We start from the raw sequence: 19,063 nt of genomic DNA, 5'->3' as shown, positions 1-19,063 counted from the left end.
GTGAACACCTGCTCGCGGGTCAGCGCCGCCTTGACCGGCCGGCTCAGGGCCTCGACGCCGCGCAGGCCAGCGGGACCTGTGCCCAGTTGCCCCACTTGCCGCCGAACCCGCCGCCGACGTGCGGGCTGAGCACGTGGATCTTGGCCGGGTCGACGCCGAGCGTCTCGGACAGCCTGCGTTGCACCAGAAGCGCGCCCTGGGACACGGTGTGGACGGTCAGGTGGTCACCGTTCCAGGTCGCGACGGTCGCGTGCGGTTCCATCGCGCAGTGGTGCTGGAACGGCGTTGTGTAGCTCGCGGTGAAGGTGATGTCGCCCTGGGCCTGAACGCCGTCGGCGACGACTTCCTCGAATTCCTCGAACTTCCGGACGGTGCGGCCGGGGAACTCGGTGACCGGCGGCTGCGGCACGTACGTCGCGGTGACCAGGCCGGCGGCGTCGCGGGCTTGTTCCCACGTCTCGGCGACGACGAATCCGATGGCCTGGCCGAGGAACCGCACCTCCTTGTCCTGCAACGGAGGGAAGCGCTCGTCGTTCTGCTCCTGGACGTAGGCGAAGAGCTTCAGCGGGTTGAACGGCGTGTAGACGGCCAGCACACCGGGGGAGGCCAGCGCCGCGGCCGTGTCGATCGCGGTGATCTGCCCGCGGCCGATGGTGCTCGTGACCAGGTAGCCGTAGGCGACGCCGGGGATCTTGGTGTCGGCGGCGTACGTCGCCGTGCCGGTGACCTTGATGCGGCCGTCGACCCGGTCGACGGAACGTCCGAGGCTGCTCATCGCACACCCGCCGCGTCGAGCAGGGCGCGCACGATCGAGCGCTTCAGCAGACTGGTCTTGAACGCGTTGTGCGCCAGCGGCCGTGCTCCGTCCACAGCGGACTCGGCGGCCTCGGCGAACGTCCTCTCCACGGCCACAGCACCCTTCAGCCTCTCCTCGACGCCCCGCAGCCGCCACGGTTTCGTGCCCACTCCGCCAGCAGCGATCCGGACGTCCTGCACCACACCGCGTTTGAGGTTCACCGCCGCCGCGACGGACGTGAGCGCGAACTCGTAGGACTGCCGGTCGCGGATCTTGAGGTATGTCGAGTGCCGGGTCCACGGCAGGACCGGCACGACCACCTCGGCGATCAGTTCGCCGGGTCCGAGCACGTTCTCCCGTTCCGGCGTGCTGCCGGGGAGCCGGTAGAAGTCCTCGAGAGCCACTGTCCGGTCGCCGCCCTTGCCGCGCAGCACGACCTGCGCCTCCAGCGCGACGAACGCGACGGCGACGTCGCCTGGCGTGGGTCGCGAGCGCGACGTGTCGCTGGTGCCGAGGATCGCGTGGCCGCGGTTGACGCCGGTCAGCGCGGGACAGCCGCTGCCGGGAATCCGTTTGTTGCACGCTGAGGTCACGTCGCGGAAGTAGTCGCATCGCGTGCGCTGCATCAGGTTTCCGCCGATGCTCGCCATGTTCCGCAGCTGGCCGGATGCGCTGAGCAGCAACGCGCGGGAGATCATCGGGTGCACCGACGTGACGACGGGGTGGGCGGCCACGTCGCTCATCCGCTCCAGCGCCCCGATCCGCAGCGTGCTTTCCTTCAGCCGAATCCCCTTGAGCGGCAGGCGGTTGACGTCGATCACCCGGTCCGGCGTCAGGACGTCGAGCTTCATCAGGTCGACCAGCGTGGTGCCGCCGGCGAGGAACGCGGAACCCGGCTTGGCGAGATCGAGGGCGTCGGTGACGGTCGACGGTGTCGCGTAGTCGAAGGCGCGCATCAGGGACGACCCTTCTTGGCCTGCTTGATCGCGTCCAGGATGTTCGGGTAGGCGCCGCACCGGCAGATGTTGCCGGACATGGCCTCCCGGATCTGGTCGTCGGTGCGCACCTCGCGTTCCTCGACGACCTCGACGGCGGACATGATCTGACCGGACGTGCAGAAGCCGCACTGGAACCCGTCGTGGTCGATGAACGCCCGTTGCACCGGATGCAGCTCGTCGCCGTCCGCGATGCCCTCGATCGTGGTGACCTCCTTGCCCTGCAAGGTGGCCGTCAGCGTGAGACACGACAGCACGCGTCTGCCGTCGACGTGCACCGTGCACGCGCCGCACTGCCCGCGGTCGCAGCCCTTCTTGGTGCCGGTGAGCTGGAGCCGTTCTCGCAGGGCGTCGAGCAGCGTGACCCGAGGGTCGGCACTGAGCTTGCGGCGTTCGCCGTTGACCTTGAACGCCACCTCGACGAGTCCGGGGCCCGGCGCGTCGACCGCCGCGATCGCCTCCACCGCCGGCGAGGTCAGCGCGACCCCGGCCGAGACCGCCGCCGCCTGGCCGAAGAAATGCCGCCTGCTGGTAGCCATGTGACCCCCTGTGCTCGTGGTCACGCAAGCAGTATCGACCCGATGGGTCAAGGCGCCAACATGCCGAATCTGGCTGGCAACAGCAGTTCCGGCATAAAGACCTCCGATGTATTGCGGCGTTTTGTCCGGTTCGCTCGGGGATGTCGTTTCACCCGGCTGAAAGCGGAGACCTGTGCCAGGATGACGGCGCGGTCGGAGGTGGTCGTGGAACCTGACCTCGAACTCGGGCGCCGGTGCTTCGCCGAGGCGAACTGGCGGGACGCCTACGCCGCGCTGGCCGGGGCGGCCCAGGACGCGGCGGACCTGGAGCTGTTCGCGGAGACCGCTTACATGCTCGGCCTGGACGACGAGTACGTGAGCGCCCTGGAGCGGGCGCATCGGGCCCACCTGCGAGTCGGGGCGCCGGCGCGTGCGCTGCGGTGTGCGTTCTGGATCGGGCACAGCTGGCTGTTTCGCGGGCAGATCGCGCCCGCAGAAGGCTGGTTCGCCCGTGCGCGGCGGTTGCTCGAACGGGAGCGGCACGACGTCGCCGAACGCGGCTACGTGCTGATCACGGACATGCTGGGCCACCTGATGAGCGGCGAGACCGAGGAGGCGGCAGCGGTGGCCGCCGAGATCGTCGAGGTCGGGGAACGCTTCGGCGACGACGATCTCGTCGCGCTCGGCATGATGGAGCAGGGGCACGCCCTCGTCCGGCTCGGGCGGCTACCGGACGGCCTGCGGCTGATCGACGAGACGATGGTCGCCGTCACCTCGGGCGAGCTCTCGCCGATCGTCGCTGGGATCGTGTACTGCAACACGATCTCCTTCTGCCGCGAGGTCTACCAGCTGCGCCGGGTAAAGGAGTGGACCGCGGCGCTCACGCGGTGGTGCGCGCGTCAGCCGAACATGGTGGCCCACAAAGGAGTTTGCCTCGTGCACCGCGCCGAGGTCATGACGCTGGGCGGAGCCTGGGACGACGCGCTCGTGGAACTCGGCAGGGTGAGCGAGGAGCTGACCAGAGGCGCCCTGAACCAGCTGGCACGCGGAGACGCCGCCTATCACGAAGCCGAGGTGCGCCGGCTGCGCGGAGAGTTCGCTCTTGCCGAGGAGGCGTACCGCAGAGCCAGTTCCCTCGGCAGGGAACCACAACCCGGCCACGCGCTTCTCCTTCTGGCGCAAGGGAGATCCGCCGCGGCGGCCGCGATGGTCCGCAGGGTCGTGGCGGAGACGTCCCGCGGACTGCCCCGTGCCGCACTGCTGCCGGCGTACGTCGAGATCATGCTGGTGGCCGGGGATCTCGACGCGGCAGCCGGTGCGTGCCGCGAGCTCGGCGAGATCGCGGAGCAGCAGGACAACGACGCCATCCACGCGGTGTCCTCGCAGGCCAACGGCGCACTGGCGTTGGCGCTGGGCGACCCCCGGCTGGCGCTGTCCGAGTCGCGCAGGGCTTGGCAGGCCTGGCACCAGATCGAGGCGCCGTACAACGCCGCCCGTTGCCGTGTTCTGATCGCACGGGCGTGCAGTCAGCTGGGTGACGACGACTCGTCGGCCCTGGAGCTGCACGCGGCGCTGGAGACGTTCACGGCACTCGGCGCACGGCCGGACGTGGAGGCTCTCGCACCAGACCACGGGTCCCGGCACGGACTCAGCGACCGCGAGATCGACGTGCTCCGTCTCGTCGCGACCGGGCGCAGCAACCGCGAGATCGCCGCGACGTTGTTCCTCAGCGAGCACACCGTGGCCCGGCACCTGCAGAACATCTTCGGCAAGCTCGGCGTCTCGTCCCGGACGGCCGCGGGCGCGTTCGCCCACGAACACCACCTCGCCTGAGGCGCGTGGTCAATGTTGGGGACGCCGCCCAGCCGCAGTTGGTTGATCCGAGCGAGGCGGGACCGGGCCCGTCCTGCCTAGCGTCGTGTCATCACTCAGAACGAGGAGGCACACGCCATGTACATCGTCGTCCACCACCACATCAAGAACTCCGAAGCGGCTTTCCAGCGCGGGCAGCGGCTCATCTCGGGTGACGGAGCACCGGAGGGTGTGAAGGTGCTCCAGTTCTACCCCAGCCAGGACCTCACCGAGGTGACCTGCCTGTGGGAGTCGGACTCCGTGGCGTCGGTCCAGGGCTGGGTCGACTCCGTCCTCGGTGACTCGAGCGAGAACCACTGCTATCCCGTGGCGGCCGAGCAGGCGTTCGCCGAGCGGCCCCTGGGCCTCGCGGCCGCACCCGCGCTCACCGCGTGAAGGACGGCCAGTTCGCCCGCCTGCTCCGAGCGGGTGAGGCGAACTGGCCAATTGATGGACAATCAGCTGCCGCGTCTGTCCCAACCGGTTGAACCGCGGATAGCTTGCGGCATGTTGTTTGGACCACCCGGTTTCTTCCTGTCGTACACGCAGGCTGATGCGGCGTACGTGAAGCGACTGGCCGAACACCTGGAGGCAGCGGACCTCCCGGTGTGGCTGGACGCCAAGCTTCGCTGGGGCGCACGGGTTCCCGGCGAGATCCGCGGCAGGCTGGCCGAGGCGCCCGCCATCATCGTGATCATGTCGCCCGCGTCCGAGCAGTCGGAGTGGGTCGAGCGGGAGATCCTCGAAGGCCAGCGGTACGGACGGCCGTTCCTGCCGGTCCTGCTCCGCGGGCACCGGCACTTCCTCCTGGCCGCCACCAGTTTCTTCGACGCCAGGGACGGCAGGTTGCCCGGCGAGCAGGAGATCGGCGACCTGCGGGATCTCCTGGAAGGGCACACGGCACCGCCGCCGAGGTCGAGTCCCGTGGTCCCCGTTGCGGTCGTGCCCGCGGAGACCTCCCTGCGGAAGCTGCGCCACGCGCTGGAAGAGGGCCAGTTCGCGCACGCCGACATTCTGACGACGTCGTTGTTGCTCGACGCCGTGCAGCGACTCGACAAGGGGTGGCTGCGCCGCACCGACAGCGCCAGGTTGCCCGTCGGGTTGCTCGCCGACATCGACACCGTCTGGTCGAAGTTCTCGCACGGACAACAGGGATTCGCCGTGCAACTGGCCCGGCACCCCGGACCGCCGCCCGGCGCACCGCCCGGCCGCCACCGCGACTTCCTCGGGCTGGCCCTGTCGGTCGGCTGGAAGGGACTGCGCGGTGAGGTTTCCCCGGTGTACGAGGAACTCGTCGCCACCGACTTCTTCCCGCCGGGCTTCTTCCCGACGATGCGCAACCCCCAGCTCGAACGCTTCGAGAGCTGGCACGACAAGTGGGCCGACACGGTGATGGCCGTGCACACACGACTGCGGAACAGCGGGGTAAGAGGCTGATGGACGTCCTGATCGTCATTCTGGTGGTCGCCGCCATCGCGGGAGTCGTGGTGGCGCTGACCGGGTACCAGTCGGTGCCGACCGGCCGGATCGGCCTGGTCTACAAGCGGTTCGGCAGCCTCAAGAGCGAGAAGTACCCGGTGCGGGTGCACGGCGGTCAGGGCGTGCAGGCCGCCACGCTGGAGGCCGATCGCCGCTACCTGTTGCCACCGCTGCTCTACCGCGTCAAGCCCGTCGAGCGGACCTACGTCCCGACCGGGACCATCGGACTCGTCATCGCGAAGGCCGGCGCTGTTGCCCCGGTCGAACGTTCGCTGTGCCGGCACATCGACTGCGACCACTTCCAGGACGGCAGGAAGTTCCTGTTGCGCGGCGGGCAGATGGGCAAGCAGCCCATGGTGCTGCCCGGCGGTGCCTACTACGACATCAACCCGTCGCTGTTCGAGGTTCTCACGGTGGACACGCTGGGAGACGAGGAGAAGTACGAGCTCACCCGGTCCGACCTGATGGACATCAGCATTCCGGAAGGCGCCACCGGAGTCGTCATCGCCAAGGAGGGCGAGTCACCGGACGAGGACGACAACACCGTCGGCCCACTCGTGCCAGGCCACGCGAGCTTCCAGAAGCCCTGGGAGTTCCTGGAGAACGGCGGCCGGCGCGGCGCCCAGGCCGAAACCCTGTCGCACGGCGGCCTCTACCGCATCAACCCGTGGTTCGCCCGCGTGGTGATCATCCCGACCCGTGAGCTGACGCTGGAATGGCAACGCAGGGACACCAAGTCCGCGGACCGCTACGACGCCGCGCTGGACCAGATCGTCGCCAACGTCGAGGGCAACCGGCTGCTGTTCACGATGACCCAGATCATCCGCATCCCGGCCAAGGCGGCGCCGCGCCTGGTGCGCCGGTTCGGCGAGGACCGCGACATGACGGGCCTCGGCGACGTCCAGAGCCCCGCGCCCGTGCAGCGGTTCGTCGAACGCGTGCTCGGCCGCACGGTGAAGGGCTACTTCGAGAGCTGCGCCTCCGAGTACGAGGTGCTGCAGTTCATCGAGGGCCTCAACGAGGTGCGCATGGAGCTGGAGTCGAAGGTCGCCGAGGCGCTCAACGAGTGGGGTGTCGAGGCCGGCCGCACGACGCTGAGCGACTTCGAGTGCGAGGACCCCGAGCTCGACGCCCGCCGGCGCCGGAAGGCCGAGCAGCGCGACAAGCGGGAGACGCTGCTGCACGAGCTGGAGAACGCCAAGCTCGAGAAGAAGATCGAGAGCACCAGGATCGACACGGAGAAGGAACGGGCCGAGGTCCCGGTGGCGGAGACCGCGGCCAGGGTCAAGCTGCTCGGGCCGCAGGCAGAGGTGCTGATCGAGTCGCTGGACAAGCTCAAGGACTTCAAGACCCCTGGCGTGATCATGGACTCCAACGCGGCCAACGGCGCCATGCCGTTGCTGGTGGGTCAGCAGATGATCAACCAGACGCTGGCGGGGATTCCGCAGGAGCCGCAGCAGCTGGAGTCCGGGGACGACGAGGAGGGGAAGGGCGAGTGATCAGGTGCCCGTCACCGCCTCGCAGCTCACCTTCTGACCGGGCGCCGCGGTGGCCTTGGCCAGCTCCTTGATGCCGTCGAGCAGGATCCGGCACGACAGCACCTGATCGCCCTTGGGCGTGGCGGAGACCTGGGCCTTCTCGCCGTAGTTGATCACGACCTCGAACGTCCACGGCAACGGCTTCGAGACAGTGACCGACTGCGGGGTTTCCTTGCGGTACCGGTCGGGCGACTCGGTGTACGTCACGTCCACGGCTGTCTCGGCGGGCTGGGCCGACACCTCGTAGGTGATGGCCCAGGCCTTGCCGATGAGCGTGTTCCAGCCGCCGAACGAGTTGACCAGGACGACCGTCCCGGCGCCGACCACGGCCAGCACGGCGAGGACCACGAGCGTCTTCATAGGACAGACGTTATTGCGGCCACCGGTGCGCTCGCATCATTCGCCGGAGTGACGCGCGCGTCATTCCCGAGGACGATCAGACGCCACAACGGGGCCATGCGCGCGGCCTTCCTGGCCTTCACCGGCCCGTTCGGCCGGATTTGGAACGCCTACGACATGTGGCCGTTCTCCGGCAGTGACGTGCTGGTCGCCCGGCGACGACAGGAACACGCGGATCCGCTGCACCCGCCCAGGGTAGGGCCGTTGCTACTTCAGCAGCAGGCGGACGGTGAGCTCGAGGCGGTTCGCGACGTCGGTGGCCGTCGCGCGGCGGGTGACCCAGGCGACCAGGTTCGACAGCCACACGTCGCCGATGACGCGCGCGATGGCCTTCTGCTCGTCGGTCGGGTCCTCGTCGCTCATCGCGCGGGTGAACATGCTCTCCATGAGCCACGCGACGCGGTCGACCTCGGCGCCCGCGGAGGCGTCGGCGAAGGTGAACGCGCGGGTCATCGCCTCGGTGAGGTGCGGGTTGCGCTGCAGGCCCCTGGTGATGCGGCCGAGCACGAACAGCACGCGCTCGTAGGGGCTGTCGCCGGGGACGGTGGTGCGGTCCATCTTTTCCTGGGCGCGCTCCAGTTCGACGGCGAGGCTCGACACGAGCAGGTGGACCTTCGACGGGAAGTAGCGGTACAACGTGCCCAGCGCGACGTCCGCCCTGTCCGCGACGGCGCGCATCTGGACGGCGTCGAACCCGCCCTTGGACGCCAGCGCGATGGTCGCGTCGACGATCCGCTTGCGCCGTTCGCGCTGGGCGACGGAGCTGAGCTCCTCGCCTGCCATGAGCGCGTCCGTGCGCGACTTCGAAGGTGACACGGAGATGATCCTCCTGAAACGTGTTGCAGCTGCCCCTCCATCGTACTCGATAGGTTTCCCGGCCATGATCTGTTGCCGGAAATAGAACACGTTCTATAAACTTCTTCACGTACTGGAGGAGGCCGCATGCCGATCGCCACGACCGGGGAACAACGAGCGTTGCGGGACAGCGTGGACGCGGCCAAGGGCGAGTGGGGCGATCTCGTCCGGGTCGGGTTCTTCGAAGTGACGCGAGAGGGCGGCACGGTCGCCGATCTCGCGGTGATGCTGGAGCGGGCGGCGGAGAACCTCGTGCCGGGGCCGTTGCTGCCGACGGCGCTGGTCTCGGTGCTGTTCCCCGGCTTCGACGGGATCGCGGGGTTCGGGTTTTCGCCGCGGCACGTGGTGGGCGCCGCCGAGGCCACGCATCTGCTGGTGCGAACGGACTCCTGGATGCTCGTGCCGGCCGATCAGGTGTCGGTGACCGAGCTCGAACCCGTTGACCTGTCTCGTTCGCTCGGGTCGGTGGTGGTCAACGCACCTGGTGAGGTGGTCGCCGATCCGACGGACCTCGCGGTCACGCTGATGGCCGCCGAGGCGAGCGGGGTCGCGGCGTGGTGCCTGAACACCGCTGTCGAGTACGCGAAACAGCGTCAGCAGTTCGGGCGTGTCATCGGGTCGTTCCAGGCCGTGAAGCACCTGTGTGTGGAGATGCTGTGCCGCGCAGAGCAGGCGAGTTCGGTCGCGTGGGACGCGGCCCGTTCGGCTGGTGAGGACGAGCATCCGCTGGCGGCGGCGGTCGCGGCGGCTGTCGCGTTCGACGCTGCGGCCCGCAACGCCAAGGACTGCATCCAGGTGCTGGGCGGCATCGGCTTCACCTGGGAACACGACGCGCATCGCTACCTGCGCCGGGCGCTGGCACTGCAGCAGCTCGCGGGTGGTGTCGCGCGATGGCGGCGGCGGGTCGCGGAGCTGGCGCTGACCGGGGTGCGCCGGTCCCACCACGTCCAGGTCGAGCCAGATCTCGAGGTCAGGGCGTTCGCGGAGGGGATCGCCGCGCTGGAACCGGGCGAGCAGCGAGAACGGCTGGCGGACAGCGGTTTCCTCGTGCCGCACTGGCCGAGCCCGTACGGGCTGGACGCCGGACCGGCGCGGCAGATGGTGATCGACGACGAGTTCGCCCGTGCCGGGGTGCGCAGGCCGGACCTGGTGATCGGCGGCTGGGCCGGGCCGACGATCCTCCGTCACGGCACTCCGGAGCAGCAGGAACGGTTCGTGCGCCCGACACTTCGCGGCGAGATCACCTGGTGCCAGCTGTTCAGCGAGCCCGAAGCCGGATCGGACCTGGCGTCGTTGCGCACCAAGGCCGTCAAGGTCGACGGCGGCTGGCGGCTGACCGGGCAGAAGGTGTGGACGTCGCTCGCGCACCAGGCCGACTGGGCGATCTGCCTCGCCCGCACGGACTCTTCTGTGCCCAAGCACAAGGGCATCACGTACTTCCTGGTCGACATGCGCGCGTCCGGTGTCGACATCCGGCCGTTGCGGGAGATCACCGGTGACGCGCGGTTCAACGAGGTCTTCCTGGACGACGTGTTCGTGCCGGACGACTGCGTGGTCGGCGCGGTGAACGACGGCTGGCGGCTGGCCAGGACCACCCTCGCCAACGAGCGTGTCGCGATGGGGCGTGGCTCGTCGCTCGGTGACGCCCTGGAACAGGTGCTGCACCATCCGGCTACCGCTGAACATCCGGAACGGCTGGGCGCCCTGGTGGCGGAAGGGCTCGCGGTGTCGGTGCTGGACCTGCGGGCGAGCCTGCGGGTGCTGAACGGGCAGGAGCCGGGCGCGGAGTCCAGCGTCCGCAAGCTGGCCGGGGTGCGGCAACGGCAGGACGTCGCGGAGTTCGCGGTCGAGCTGCTCGGACCGGACGGAGCCGTCGGCAACGAGCTGATCCACGAGTTCCTGCTCACGCGGTGCCTGAGCATCGCGGGCGGCACGACGCAGGTGCTGATGAACCTCGCCGGTGAACGAATTCTCGGTCTACCGAGGGAGTCTTGATGGATTTCAAGCTCGACGAGGCCCAGCGGGAGATCGCCGCGCTGGCGGCCGACGTGCTGGGCAGGGAGAGCGACACCCCCTGGAAGGCCTTGGGGGAGACGGGATTGCTGGCCCTGGCCGTTCCGGAACGGCTCGGCGGTGACGGGCTCGGCGTGCTGGAGACGGCCGTGCTGCTCACCGAGGTCGGGCGCAAGGCGGTGGACGTTCCGGCGCTGGCCACGCTGGCGCTTGGCGTGCTGCCGATCGTCCGTTACGGAACCCCGGGACAGCAGGACGCGTTGCTGCCGCTGGTCACAGAGCAGCACGGGGTGCTCACGGCGGCGCTGAGCGAACCATCGACACCCTTTCCCCCGAAACCCGCCACGACAGCGCGACGGGAGGGCAGTGGGTACGTCGTGTCCGGCGAGAAGATCAACGTCCCGCATGCCGCGTCAGCGCACCGCATCCTCGTCACCGCCACGACCGACCAGGGATCGGTCGTGGTGGTGGTCGACCCGGCACAACCGGGTTCGTCCATTTCGGACAGTTCCGTGCAGCTCACGGAGGCCTACGGCGAAGCCTTGCAGGAAGGCGCGGCGGAAGGTCTTCGCCGATTTGCCCTGGCCGGGGCTTGCGCGGTCGCGGACGGCGTGCTGGCCGGCGCCCTCGACCTCACCGTGCGACATCTCGGGACGCGTCACCAGTTCGGCAAACCGCTGGCGACCTTCCAGGCGGCGGCGTGTCAGGTCGCGGACGTCTACGTCGCCGCCCGCACGCTCCACCTGGCCGCCCTGTCCGCCTGCTGGAGCCTCGACGACAACGACCTCGACACGGCCGCCTACTGGCTCGCGGCCGAAGCGCTGCCGGCCGTCCACACGTGTCACCACCTGCACGGCGGGCTCGGTCTCGACATCACCTATCCGATGCACCGGTACTACGGCATGGCCAAGGAGCTGACGCGGTTCGTCGGCGGAGTGGAGCACCGCTTGGGGGCCATCGATGTTCATTGACCTCACCGCAGAGCAACGCAAGCTGCGGGACGAGCTGCGCGAGTACTTCGCGAACCTCATGTCCGCCGGGGAACGCGAGGCGATGCTGACCGAACGGCACGGCGACACCTACCGCGAGCTGGTGCGCAGGCTCGGCCGCGACGGCAGGCTCGGCGTCGGGTGGCCGAAGGAGTACGGCGGCCTCGGGTTCGGGCCGATCGAGCAGCAGATCTTCGTCAACGAGGCCGCCCGCGCGGACGTCCCGCTGCCGTACGTGACGCTGCAGACGGTCGGGCCGACGCTGCAGGCGTTCGGGACGCAGGAGCAGAAGGAGTTCTTCCTGCCGCGCATCCTCCAAGGCGACATCCACTTCGCCATCGGCTACACCGAACCGGACGCGGGCACGGACCTGGCCGCGTTGCGCACCAAGGCGGTCCTGGAAAACGATCACTACGTCGTCAACGGGCAGAAGACGTTCACGACGGGCGGGCACGACGCCGACTACGTGTGGCTGGCCTGCCGCACCGGAGCCCCGGACTCGCGGCACAAGGGCATCACGATCCTGATCGTCGACACGAAAGACCCCGGCTACTCGTGGACGCCGATCATCACCTGCGACGGCGCGCACCACGTCAACGCCACCTACTACAACGACGTCCGCGTCCCGGAAGGCATGCGGGTCGGCGAGGAGAACAAGGGCTGGCGGCTGATCACCACCCAGCTCAACCACGAGCGCGTGATGCTCGGCCCGTCCGGACGGATCGGCGCACTGCTGGAACGGGTCCACCGCTGGGCCGCGGACCGCAAGCTCCTCGACGAGCCGGACGTGCAGCGAGCGTTGGCCGAAGCACGAGCGGTGCACCGCGTGAACGAGCTGCTCAACTGGCAGGTCGCCGGCGGTGAGGTCGAAGTCGCCGATGCGAGTGCCACCAAGGTGTTCGCCGCGGACCGGACCCAGCGCATCGGCAGGCTGCTCGAGGAGCTCGTCGGACGCCACGGCGCTGATGCGGAACTGACGAAGTGGCTGGACGTGCAGGCACGGCGCAACCTCGTGCTGACCTTCGGCGGGGGAGTGAACGAGATCCAGCGCGAGCTGATCGCGAACATCGGGCTCGGCCTGCCACGGGTGGTGCGATGATCGACGTCGAGAAGGAGGCCGCGCGCATCGCCGAGCAGGGCGAGTCGGCGCCACGGCTGGCGCGGGACCCGGTCAACCTGCCGATGATCAACAACTGGCTGGAGGCCATCGGCGACCAGCACCCCGGTTACACCGAGGTCGCGCCGCCCGCGATGGTGCAGGTGTGGACGATGGCCGGTCTGCACGGCCAGCGCACCCTGGACGACCCGCTCGGCGCGATGATGAAGATCCTGGACGAGGCGGGGTTCACGTCCGTTGTCGCCACCAACAGCGACCAGACCTACCACCGCTATCTCAAGGTCGGCGAGCACGTGTCGGTGACGACGAGCCTGGAGGACGTGACAGGGCCGAAGAAGACCGCGCTGGGCGAAGGCTGGTTCGTCACGACCAGGAGCACCTGGTACGTCGGTGACGAGCCGGTGGCCGAGATGCGGTTCCGGGTGCTGAAGTTCCGTCCGGCGGAGAAACCTGCGCCCCGGCCGGAAGTGCCGAAGGCACAGGCCATCCGGCCCGCGATCAACCGCGACACCGAGTACTTCTGGGAAGGCTGTCGCAACGAGGAACTGCGCATCCAGCGGTGCGGCGGCTGCGGGCTGCTCAGGCACCCGCCTGGCCCGATGTGCCCGGAATGCGGTGCGACGAAACCGAAGTACCTCGTCTCGGACGGTCGCGGCGTGGTCTACAGCTACGTCGTGCACCACCACCCGCAGGTGCCCGGCAAGCAGACGCCGTTCGTGATCGCCCTGGTCGAACTGGACGAGGGCGTGCGGATGCTCGGCGAGCTGGAGGGTGAACCGAGCATCGGCCTGCCGGTCGAGGTCGTGTTCACGAAGGTCGACGAGGAACTGACGATGCCGAGCTGGAGGCCCCGTGCGGATCGGTGATTCCCTGCCGGAGTGGCACGTCGAGGCCACGCCCACGTTCGTGATCAGCACCGCGCTGGCCACGCGCGACTTCCAGGACGTCCACCACGACCGCGACCTGGCGATCCAGCGCGGGTCGAAGGACATCTTCATCAACATCCTCACGACGACCGGGCTGGTGCAGCGGTACGTCACGGACTGGGCGGGTCCGGAAGCGTTGGTGCGCCAGGTGAACATCAGGCTCGGCGCGCCCTGCTACGCCTACGACACGCTGAAGTTCTTCGGTCAGGTGATCGAACGTGAGGAGCAGGACCTGACCATCGAGGTGGTCGGCAGGACCGACCACGGTGATCACGTCACCGGAACCGTGAAGATCGAGGTGCCCGCGTGAACGCCGCGATCGCTGGAATCGGCGCGACGGACTTCTCCAAGGACTCCGGTCGCAGTGAGCTGCAGCTCGCCGCAGAAGCAGCACGCGCGGCGCTGGACGACGCCGGTCTCGAACCGTCCGATGTGGACGGACTCGTCAGCTTCACCATGGACACCAACGCCGAGATCGCGGTCGCCCGCGAGCTGGGCATCCCGGAGCTGACGTTCTTCAGCCGCGTGCACTACGGCGGCGGGGCGGCGTGCGCGACCGTGCAGCAGGCCGCGATGGCGGTCGAAACCGGCATGGCGAAGGTCGTCGTCTGCTACCGGGCGTTCAACGAACGCTCTGGACACCGTTTCGGCCAGGTGCAGACCGCGGCCGCCGCGAACATCGACAACAGCTGGTCGTACCCGATGGGACTGGGCACGCCGGCCGCGATGGTCGCCATGTTCGCCCGCCGGTACATGCACGAGTACGGCGCGACTTCGGAGGACTTCGGCCGCATCGCGGTGGTCGACCGCAAGCACGCCGCCACGAACCCGCACGCGTGGTTCCACAACAGGCCGATCACGCTCGACGACCACCAGGCGTCCCGCTGGATCTCCGAACCGTTGCGGCTGCTCGACTGCTGCCAGGAAACCGACGGCGGTGTCGCGTTGGTGGTGACCTCGGCGGAACGTGCCCGTGACCTGCCGAACAAGCCCGCGCACGTCAAGGCCGCAACGCAGGGCAGTGGCGCCGACCAGTTCACGATGACCAGCTACTACCGCGACGACCTGACGAGGCTCCCCGAGATGGGCGTGGTGGCGCGCGGGTTGTGGGAGAGGTCGGGCATCGGTCCATCCGATGTGGACGTCGCCGTGCTCTACGACCACTTCACGCCGTTCGTGCTGGTTCAACTCGAAGAACTGGGCTTCTGCGGCAGGGGCGAGGCCAAGGACTTCGTGGCGTCCGGTGCGCTGGAACTGGACGGTTCGCTGCCGCTCAACCCGCACGGCGGACAGCTCGGCGAGGCCTACCTGCACGGGATGAACGGCATCGCGGAGGCCGTGCGCCAGGTGCGCGGCACCGCGGTGAACCAGGTGGCGAACGTGGAACACGTCCTGGTCACCGCCGGTACCGGCGTCCCGACCAGCGGGCTGGTCCTCGGTCAGTCTCCGTGAACGCGCCGGTTGTAGGCGAGGTGTCCGTCGTGGTCCAGCCTGCGGTACTCCTCGGTCGCCGCGGGGACGACAGGTTCGAGACCGAGATAGCGGAGGATCATGCCCGCGCCTTCGACGGCGGCGTCGAGGTCTCCGCTTCGTTCGACCGGGAGGCCCTTGTCCAGCAGAAGGCGGTAGACCTCATGCGTGAGCTCGAGTGGGTTGTACCACTCAGGAACGGTGTTCACAGCGGGCTCCCTCAACTTTGCCACGTCAGTCCGGTGATGCGCTCGTACACGTCGACGTAACGCTGCCGGGTCGCCGCCACGACGTCATCTGGCATCGCGGGGCCGGGAGGGGTCTTGTCCCAGCCGGTGCTCACGGACCAGTCACGGACGAACTGCTTGTCGTAGGAGATCTGGCCTTCTGCCCGGCCTGGCTGCCATTCCTCCGCGCGCCAGAACCGGCTGCTGTCCGACGTGAGAACCTCGTCAGCGAGTGTCAGGACACCGTCGGCGTCGATGCCGAACTCGAGCTTGGTGTCGGCGATGATGATTCCCTTGTCGAGGGCGCGTTCCGCTCCTCGGCGGTAGATCCGCAGGGTGAGGTCGCGGAGCTGCTCGGCGACGTCCCCGCCCACTTCGGTGACGACATCATCGAACGTGATGAACTCGTCGTGGCCCGTACCGGTGTCGAGCTTGGTGGTGGGCGTGAACACCGGTTCCGGCAGCCGGTCGGCATCCACGAGGCCGGCAGGCAGCTCCACGCCGGAAACTCGTCCGTCGCGCTGGTACTCGCGCAAGCCCAGGCCCGTGAGGTAGCCGCGGGCGATGCACTCGACAGGGAGCATCTTCAGCGGCTTGCACCGCATCGCGCGACCGGCGAAGTCTTCCGGCACATCGGTGACGGAGATCAGGTGGTTCGGCACGATGTCCGTTGTCTGGCCGAACCACCACGTGGACAAGGCAGTGAGCAGCTTTCCCTTGTCCGGAACCGGAGTCGGCAGCGACACGTCGTAGACCGACACACGGTCGGTGGCCACGAGCAGCAGGTCTCCACCGTCCAGTTCGTACAGATCACGGACCTTGCCCGCATGGACCTTCTTCACTTGCCGTTCCCAATCTCATAGTCGTAGAACACCCAGCGCTCCTTCGGAGCGACGGATTCGCCGAATTCCGCTACGACACCCTGTTCGTCGCGCCACCAGTTACGGCCCAGGAGAACCGGTTCGCCTGGCTTGATGCCCAGCTCCGCAGCCACCTCGCCGGTCGCGGCGGCCGCCGCGATGCCGTCGCGGCCGTGAACGAGCCGGCGACCCGTCCGCGCGTTGATGTATCCGGCGGTGCCGTTCTTGATCCGCTTCAGCTCAAGCAGATCAGGACACGTCTCCCTGAGGTCGCCGTTGAACCAGGAGGTCGAGGTCGATTCGGGTTGGTTCTTGGAGTTGTACGTGGTTCGCGTGCGTCGGATCACGAGAGCGCCGGACTCGATCCCGAGTGCGTCGGCGACGTAGGGCGGCGCTGGAACGAGTTCAGCGGACCGAACGCGAGCGTGTTGTCCCGGCGGATAGATCAGACCTGTCCGATGGGTCACCAACATCCGATCTTGCGGCGAGGTGTGCCGCTCCCGGCTGGTCACCACTGTGCCGACGCCCGGCACACCTGCCACCAGGCCTTCGGCGCGCAACGTGTTGAGCGCCTTGACAGCCGTGGCGAGGGCGACACCCCACTCGGTCGCCAGCTTCCGCGCTGACGGCACGAGCTCACCCTCAGTCAGCTCACCCGCCATGATCTGCTCGCGGATGTGCCGAACGACCTGCAGATACGGCGGTTCGGGGCGTTCGACGACAGGCACTGTCCCACTGCTCCTCATCGGGTAATACCGGTGTTCTAGCACAGTGGCTGCGACGGTGAAAGTTCACCCCGGAAGGGGGGGCTCTATAACGCAGTAGTTGACAGTGTTCTAGTACACCACTAACTTGGATCGAGCCTGAGCAACTCGGCACGGGCATCCCGGCGGATCACCACGTAGAGCGCAAGCTCAGGCTCAGCCAGGAAGGAAGCGCGATGACTGCCCTCGCGGCAAGCGCGCAGCTCTGTGTCTGCGGGCTTTCGACCATCGTCGTGCTGATCATCAGCGTCGTCATCGCAGTCGCCTACGGCGAACTGCTCGCCCGCTCCGCCGTCAAACGCGCGCTCCCACGCGAGGGACGCCACCGCGCCCCCCGTCGCCCCTCATGGAGACGAGCCGTGACCGCACTAACGATCGTCCTCGGCCTCGTAGCCACGGCGACGTGGACCTGGAATGTCGGCGACCACTTCGACTGGTGGCGGCGAGCAGCCGCACACCGACGTCACCAGCGACACGGCAACTAGCCGATTACTCGGATGAACGACCTCACGCCGGAATCCATCGCCGAGCGGTGGCTGTCCCTGACCAACGAACAACGCTCCGAACTGCTCGCGCAGCGACGCGAGAACCAGCTCGACGAGAAGGCACTCGACCAAGCGCATGCCTAACACGACGAGAACGAATAGCCCCAGGACTGAGACCCGCACATCGATGCCGAAAGACTTCCGCGCCGCCCGTGACCGGCTTACGGCGGCGCTGCGCTCGACCAGCCTTCCGGCCTACGGTACGTCGACTCGGCGTCGTCGCGCGCGCTCGCGGTGACCGCGCAGCGCCGCTGCGCACTCGCGTCGATGGTGCCTTTTTCCCTGCATCGCAAGGACTTTCACCCAGCCGCGCCAGGTCGCGGCCTTGAACTCGGTGGCACATCCGGTGCACCGTTCCACCCAGATGAGAGGGGCGCTTGATCATGGGCGACAGCAAGCACGAGGACAAGACGGACCAGGACCGGCAGGATCCGCCGCACAAGCCGCAAGGCTCGGGCTCGGGCGGGAGCAACCCGGACCAGCCGGACGGGCAGCACAGCAAGTGAGCTCTCACGCCGAACTGACTGCAGAACTCACGGCCGCCGGAGCACTTCCGGCGGCCTGGGCGGAGACGTTCTCCGCCGTGGACCGCGCACTGTTCGTCCCCGCGCACTGTTGGGTAGACGACTACAACGGACAGCCACGCCCGCTCGACGGCGCTACCGACCATGCCCGGTGGGAGGCCGCTGTCTACTCCGACGTTCCGATCGTGACGCAGCTCGACGACGGCAAGACCGTTTGGCCGGATACCAGCCGCAACGCCACCAGCTCAGCGTCACAACCCACAGTGGTGCTCGCGATGCTGGAAGCCCTCAACATCACCGGTGACGTCGCGAACGTGCTGGAGATCGGGACCGGCACCGGCTACAACGCCGCGCTGCTGTCTCACCGTCTCGGCGACGCGCAGGTCACCACCGTCGAGGTCGACCAGGAGTTGGCCGAGCAGGCACAGGCCGCGCTCGAAGCGGTGGGCCGCAAGCCGACCGTCGTGGTGGGTGACGGCGCCGAGGGCTACTCCGCCAACGCGCCGTACGACCGGATCATCGCCACCGCGTCGGTCCAGGCCGGGCACATCCCGATCGCGTGGGTCGCGCAGCTGCGCCCGCGCGGCGAGCTCGTCACCCCGTGGAAGTCGACGTGGGGCAGCGGCGTGCTGGTTCGCCTTGTCTCCCAAGGAGAACGCACCGCCGTCGGCCCTGTCGTCGGTGACGCGTTCTTCATGAACCTGCGCGATCACCGCGTGCCGTTCGGGTTCGCGGGCAAGTACGGCCGCATCGCCGACGAGGCGACCGGCGTGCCGTCGTTCTTCTCGACGGTACGGCCGGATGAGGTGGCTCTAGACCGCGACGGCGCGTTCGCCGTGGGCCTGCGCCTGCCCGGAGTCCAGCACAGCATCGCCTACGACAAGGAGGACGGCGAGGCGTACGAGCTGCTGCTCTACGACGTCGACTCCGACTCGTGGGCGACCGTGCAGGTCGACGGCGGCAGCACAGCGCTGGGCGAGTTCGAGGTTCGCCAGCAGGGTCCGCGCGCGTTGTGGACCGAGGCTGAGCGGGCCCACGCCTGGTGGGTCGAGTCCGGCTGCCCGGAGCGCACCCGGTTCGGCCTGACCGTCACGACAGACAGCCAGACCGCCTGGCTTGACCGGCCCGGCAACATCGTGGCCACGTTCGAGTAAATCGACGATCCGGAGTTCGCACCAGTAGCGAAGCCCTCACGAC

At 68.4% G+C, this 19,063-nt stretch carries 22 protein-coding genes; 14 read left to right on the top strand and 8 right to left on the bottom strand.

What is annotated here, in order from left to right:
• Positions 1 to 43: 43 nt before the first annotated feature.
• From FXN61_RS57080 to FXN61_RS07120, 3 genes are read right to left on the bottom strand one after another with little or no spacing between them, the layout of a single operon-like run.
• Entirely contained in the window at positions 44 to 775 is a 732-nt protein-coding gene (locus FXN61_RS57080; RefSeq protein ID WP_167971431.1) for a xanthine dehydrogenase family protein molybdopterin-binding subunit, read from the bottom strand.
• Complete coding sequence (locus tag FXN61_RS07125) at positions 772 to 1,752, bottom strand: FAD binding domain-containing protein (RefSeq protein ID WP_167971429.1); 981 nt, start codon at positions 1,750 to 1,752, stop codon at positions 772 to 774. The genes FXN61_RS57080 and FXN61_RS07125 overlap by 4 nt, the downstream gene beginning before the upstream one ends.
• Positions 1,752 to 2,330 (bottom strand): (2Fe-2S)-binding protein, encoded by a 579-nt coding sequence (locus FXN61_RS07120; protein ID WP_167971427.1) that lies wholly within the window; start codon positions 2,328 to 2,330, stop codon positions 1,752 to 1,754. The genes FXN61_RS07125 and FXN61_RS07120 overlap by 1 nt, the downstream gene beginning before the upstream one ends.
• Before the next feature lie 204 nt (positions 2,331 to 2,534).
• Here FXN61_RS07120 and FXN61_RS55125 point away from each other — a divergent pair, with 204 nt between their 5' ends.
• From FXN61_RS55125 to FXN61_RS07100, 4 genes are all read left to right on the top strand, one after another.
• Entirely contained in the window at positions 2,535 to 4,142 is a 1,608-nt protein-coding gene (locus tag FXN61_RS55125) for a helix-turn-helix transcriptional regulator (RefSeq protein ID WP_223165330.1), read from the top strand.
• A 117-nt stretch (positions 4,143 to 4,259) separates the two neighbouring features.
• Entirely contained in the window at positions 4,260 to 4,556 is a 297-nt protein-coding gene (locus FXN61_RS07110) for a DUF3303 family protein (RefSeq protein WP_167971423.1), read from the top strand.
• A gap of 111 nt (positions 4,557 to 4,667) precedes the next feature.
• Entirely contained in the window at positions 4,668 to 5,597 is a 930-nt protein-coding gene (locus tag FXN61_RS07105; protein WP_167971421.1) for a TIR domain-containing protein, read from the top strand.
• The gene (locus FXN61_RS07100) at positions 5,597 to 7,138 is read left to right on the top strand and encodes an SPFH domain-containing protein (protein WP_167971419.1); all 1,542 of its coding nucleotides are present in this window, start codon (positions 5,597 to 5,599) and stop codon (positions 7,136 to 7,138) included. The genes FXN61_RS07105 and FXN61_RS07100 overlap by 1 nt, the downstream gene beginning before the upstream one ends.
• Here the strand turns inward: FXN61_RS07100 and FXN61_RS07095 are convergent, their stop codons facing one another.
• Positions 7,139 to 7,537, bottom strand: coding sequence for a hypothetical protein (locus FXN61_RS07095; RefSeq protein WP_167971417.1), 399 nt, complete (start codon positions 7,535 to 7,537; stop codon positions 7,139 to 7,141).
• A gap of 246 nt (positions 7,538 to 7,783) precedes the next feature.
• Positions 7,784 to 8,359, bottom strand: coding sequence for a cholesterol catabolism transcriptional regulator KstR (gene kstR, locus FXN61_RS07090; protein WP_246290918.1), 576 nt, complete (start codon positions 8,357 to 8,359; stop codon positions 7,784 to 7,786).
• Positions 8,360 to 8,518: 159 nt separating this feature from the next.
• Here kstR and FXN61_RS07085 point away from each other — a divergent pair, with 159 nt between their 5' ends.
• From FXN61_RS07085 to FXN61_RS07060, 6 genes are read left to right on the top strand one after another with little or no spacing between them, the layout of a single operon-like run.
• Complete coding sequence (locus FXN61_RS07085) at positions 8,519 to 10,426, top strand: acyl-CoA dehydrogenase family protein (RefSeq protein ID WP_167971413.1); 1,908 nt, start codon at positions 8,519 to 8,521, stop codon at positions 10,424 to 10,426.
• On the top strand, positions 10,426 to 11,415 hold the full coding sequence (locus FXN61_RS07080) for an acyl-CoA dehydrogenase family protein (protein ID WP_167971411.1): 990 nt from the start codon (positions 10,426 to 10,428) through the stop codon (positions 11,413 to 11,415). The genes FXN61_RS07085 and FXN61_RS07080 overlap by 1 nt, the downstream gene beginning before the upstream one ends.
• The gene (locus FXN61_RS07075) at positions 11,405 to 12,532 is read left to right on the top strand and encodes an acyl-CoA dehydrogenase family protein (RefSeq protein WP_167971409.1); all 1,128 of its coding nucleotides are present in this window, start codon (positions 11,405 to 11,407) and stop codon (positions 12,530 to 12,532) included. The genes FXN61_RS07080 and FXN61_RS07075 overlap by 11 nt, the downstream gene beginning before the upstream one ends.
• Positions 12,532 to 13,416, top strand: a complete 885-nt coding sequence (locus FXN61_RS07070; protein ID WP_167971490.1) for a bifunctional MaoC family dehydratase N-terminal/OB-fold nucleic acid binding domain-containing protein — start codon at positions 12,532 to 12,534, stop codon at positions 13,414 to 13,416. Before FXN61_RS07075 ends, FXN61_RS07070 begins: the two co-directional genes overlap by 1 nt.
• Positions 13,403 to 13,786, top strand: a complete 384-nt coding sequence (locus FXN61_RS07065; protein WP_167971407.1) for a MaoC family dehydratase — start codon at positions 13,403 to 13,405, stop codon at positions 13,784 to 13,786. Before FXN61_RS07070 ends, FXN61_RS07065 begins: the two co-directional genes overlap by 14 nt.
• Positions 13,783 to 14,928: a lipid-transfer protein gene (locus tag FXN61_RS07060; protein ID WP_167971405.1), complete on the top strand. Its 1,146-nt coding sequence runs from the start codon at positions 13,783 to 13,785 to the stop codon at positions 14,926 to 14,928. Before FXN61_RS07065 ends, FXN61_RS07060 begins: the two co-directional genes overlap by 4 nt.
• Here FXN61_RS07060 and FXN61_RS07055 read toward each other — a convergent pair.
• From FXN61_RS07055 to FXN61_RS07045, 3 genes are read right to left on the bottom strand one after another with little or no spacing between them, the layout of a single operon-like run.
• Entirely contained in the window at positions 14,916 to 15,155 is a 240-nt protein-coding gene (locus tag FXN61_RS07055; RefSeq protein WP_167971403.1) for a hypothetical protein, read from the bottom strand. The two genes, FXN61_RS07060 and FXN61_RS07055, sit on opposite strands and share 13 nt — an antisense overlap.
• Before the next feature lie 11 nt (positions 15,156 to 15,166).
• Positions 15,167 to 16,015 carry a phosphoribosylaminoimidazolesuccinocarboxamide synthase gene (locus FXN61_RS07050; protein ID WP_167971401.1) on the bottom strand — a complete coding sequence of 283 codons (849 nt, stop codon included), beginning with the start codon at positions 16,013 to 16,015 and terminating at the stop codon, positions 15,167 to 15,169.
• Positions 16,012 to 16,761 carry a GntR family transcriptional regulator gene (locus FXN61_RS07045; protein ID WP_167971399.1) on the bottom strand — a complete coding sequence of 250 codons (750 nt, stop codon included), beginning with the start codon at positions 16,759 to 16,761 and terminating at the stop codon, positions 16,012 to 16,014. The genes FXN61_RS07050 and FXN61_RS07045 overlap by 4 nt, the downstream gene beginning before the upstream one ends.
• A 212-nt stretch (positions 16,762 to 16,973) precedes the next feature.
• Here FXN61_RS07045 and FXN61_RS07040 point away from each other — a divergent pair, with 212 nt between their 5' ends.
• The 4 genes from FXN61_RS07040 (at position 16,974) to FXN61_RS07035 (ending at position 19,020) form a co-directional block, all read left to right on the top strand.
• Positions 16,974 to 17,282, top strand: a complete 309-nt coding sequence (locus FXN61_RS07040) for a hypothetical protein (RefSeq protein ID WP_167971397.1) — start codon at positions 16,974 to 16,976, stop codon at positions 17,280 to 17,282.
• Positions 17,283 to 17,294: 12 nt separating this feature from the next.
• Entirely contained in the window at positions 17,295 to 17,426 is a 132-nt protein-coding gene (locus tag FXN61_RS54145; protein WP_281360349.1) for a hypothetical protein, read from the top strand.
• 299 nt (positions 17,427 to 17,725) lie between these two features.
• Positions 17,726 to 17,848, top strand: a complete 123-nt coding sequence (locus tag FXN61_RS54140; RefSeq protein ID WP_281360348.1) for a hypothetical protein — start codon at positions 17,726 to 17,728, stop codon at positions 17,846 to 17,848.
• Entirely contained in the window at positions 17,845 to 19,020 is a 1,176-nt protein-coding gene (locus FXN61_RS07035; RefSeq protein WP_312877588.1) for a methyltransferase domain-containing protein, read from the top strand. Before FXN61_RS54140 ends, FXN61_RS07035 begins: the two co-directional genes overlap by 4 nt.
• The last annotated feature ends 43 nt before the right edge of the window (positions 19,021 to 19,063 follow it).

Origin of the sequence: Lentzea indica (assembly GCF_012184385.1) — a bacterium.
Taxonomy (GTDB): Bacteria; Actinomycetota; Actinomycetes; order Mycobacteriales; family Pseudonocardiaceae; genus Lentzea; species Lentzea indica.
Note: the sequence above shows the minus strand (reverse complement) of the source record. Positions and strands in the feature narration are given on the sequence as shown.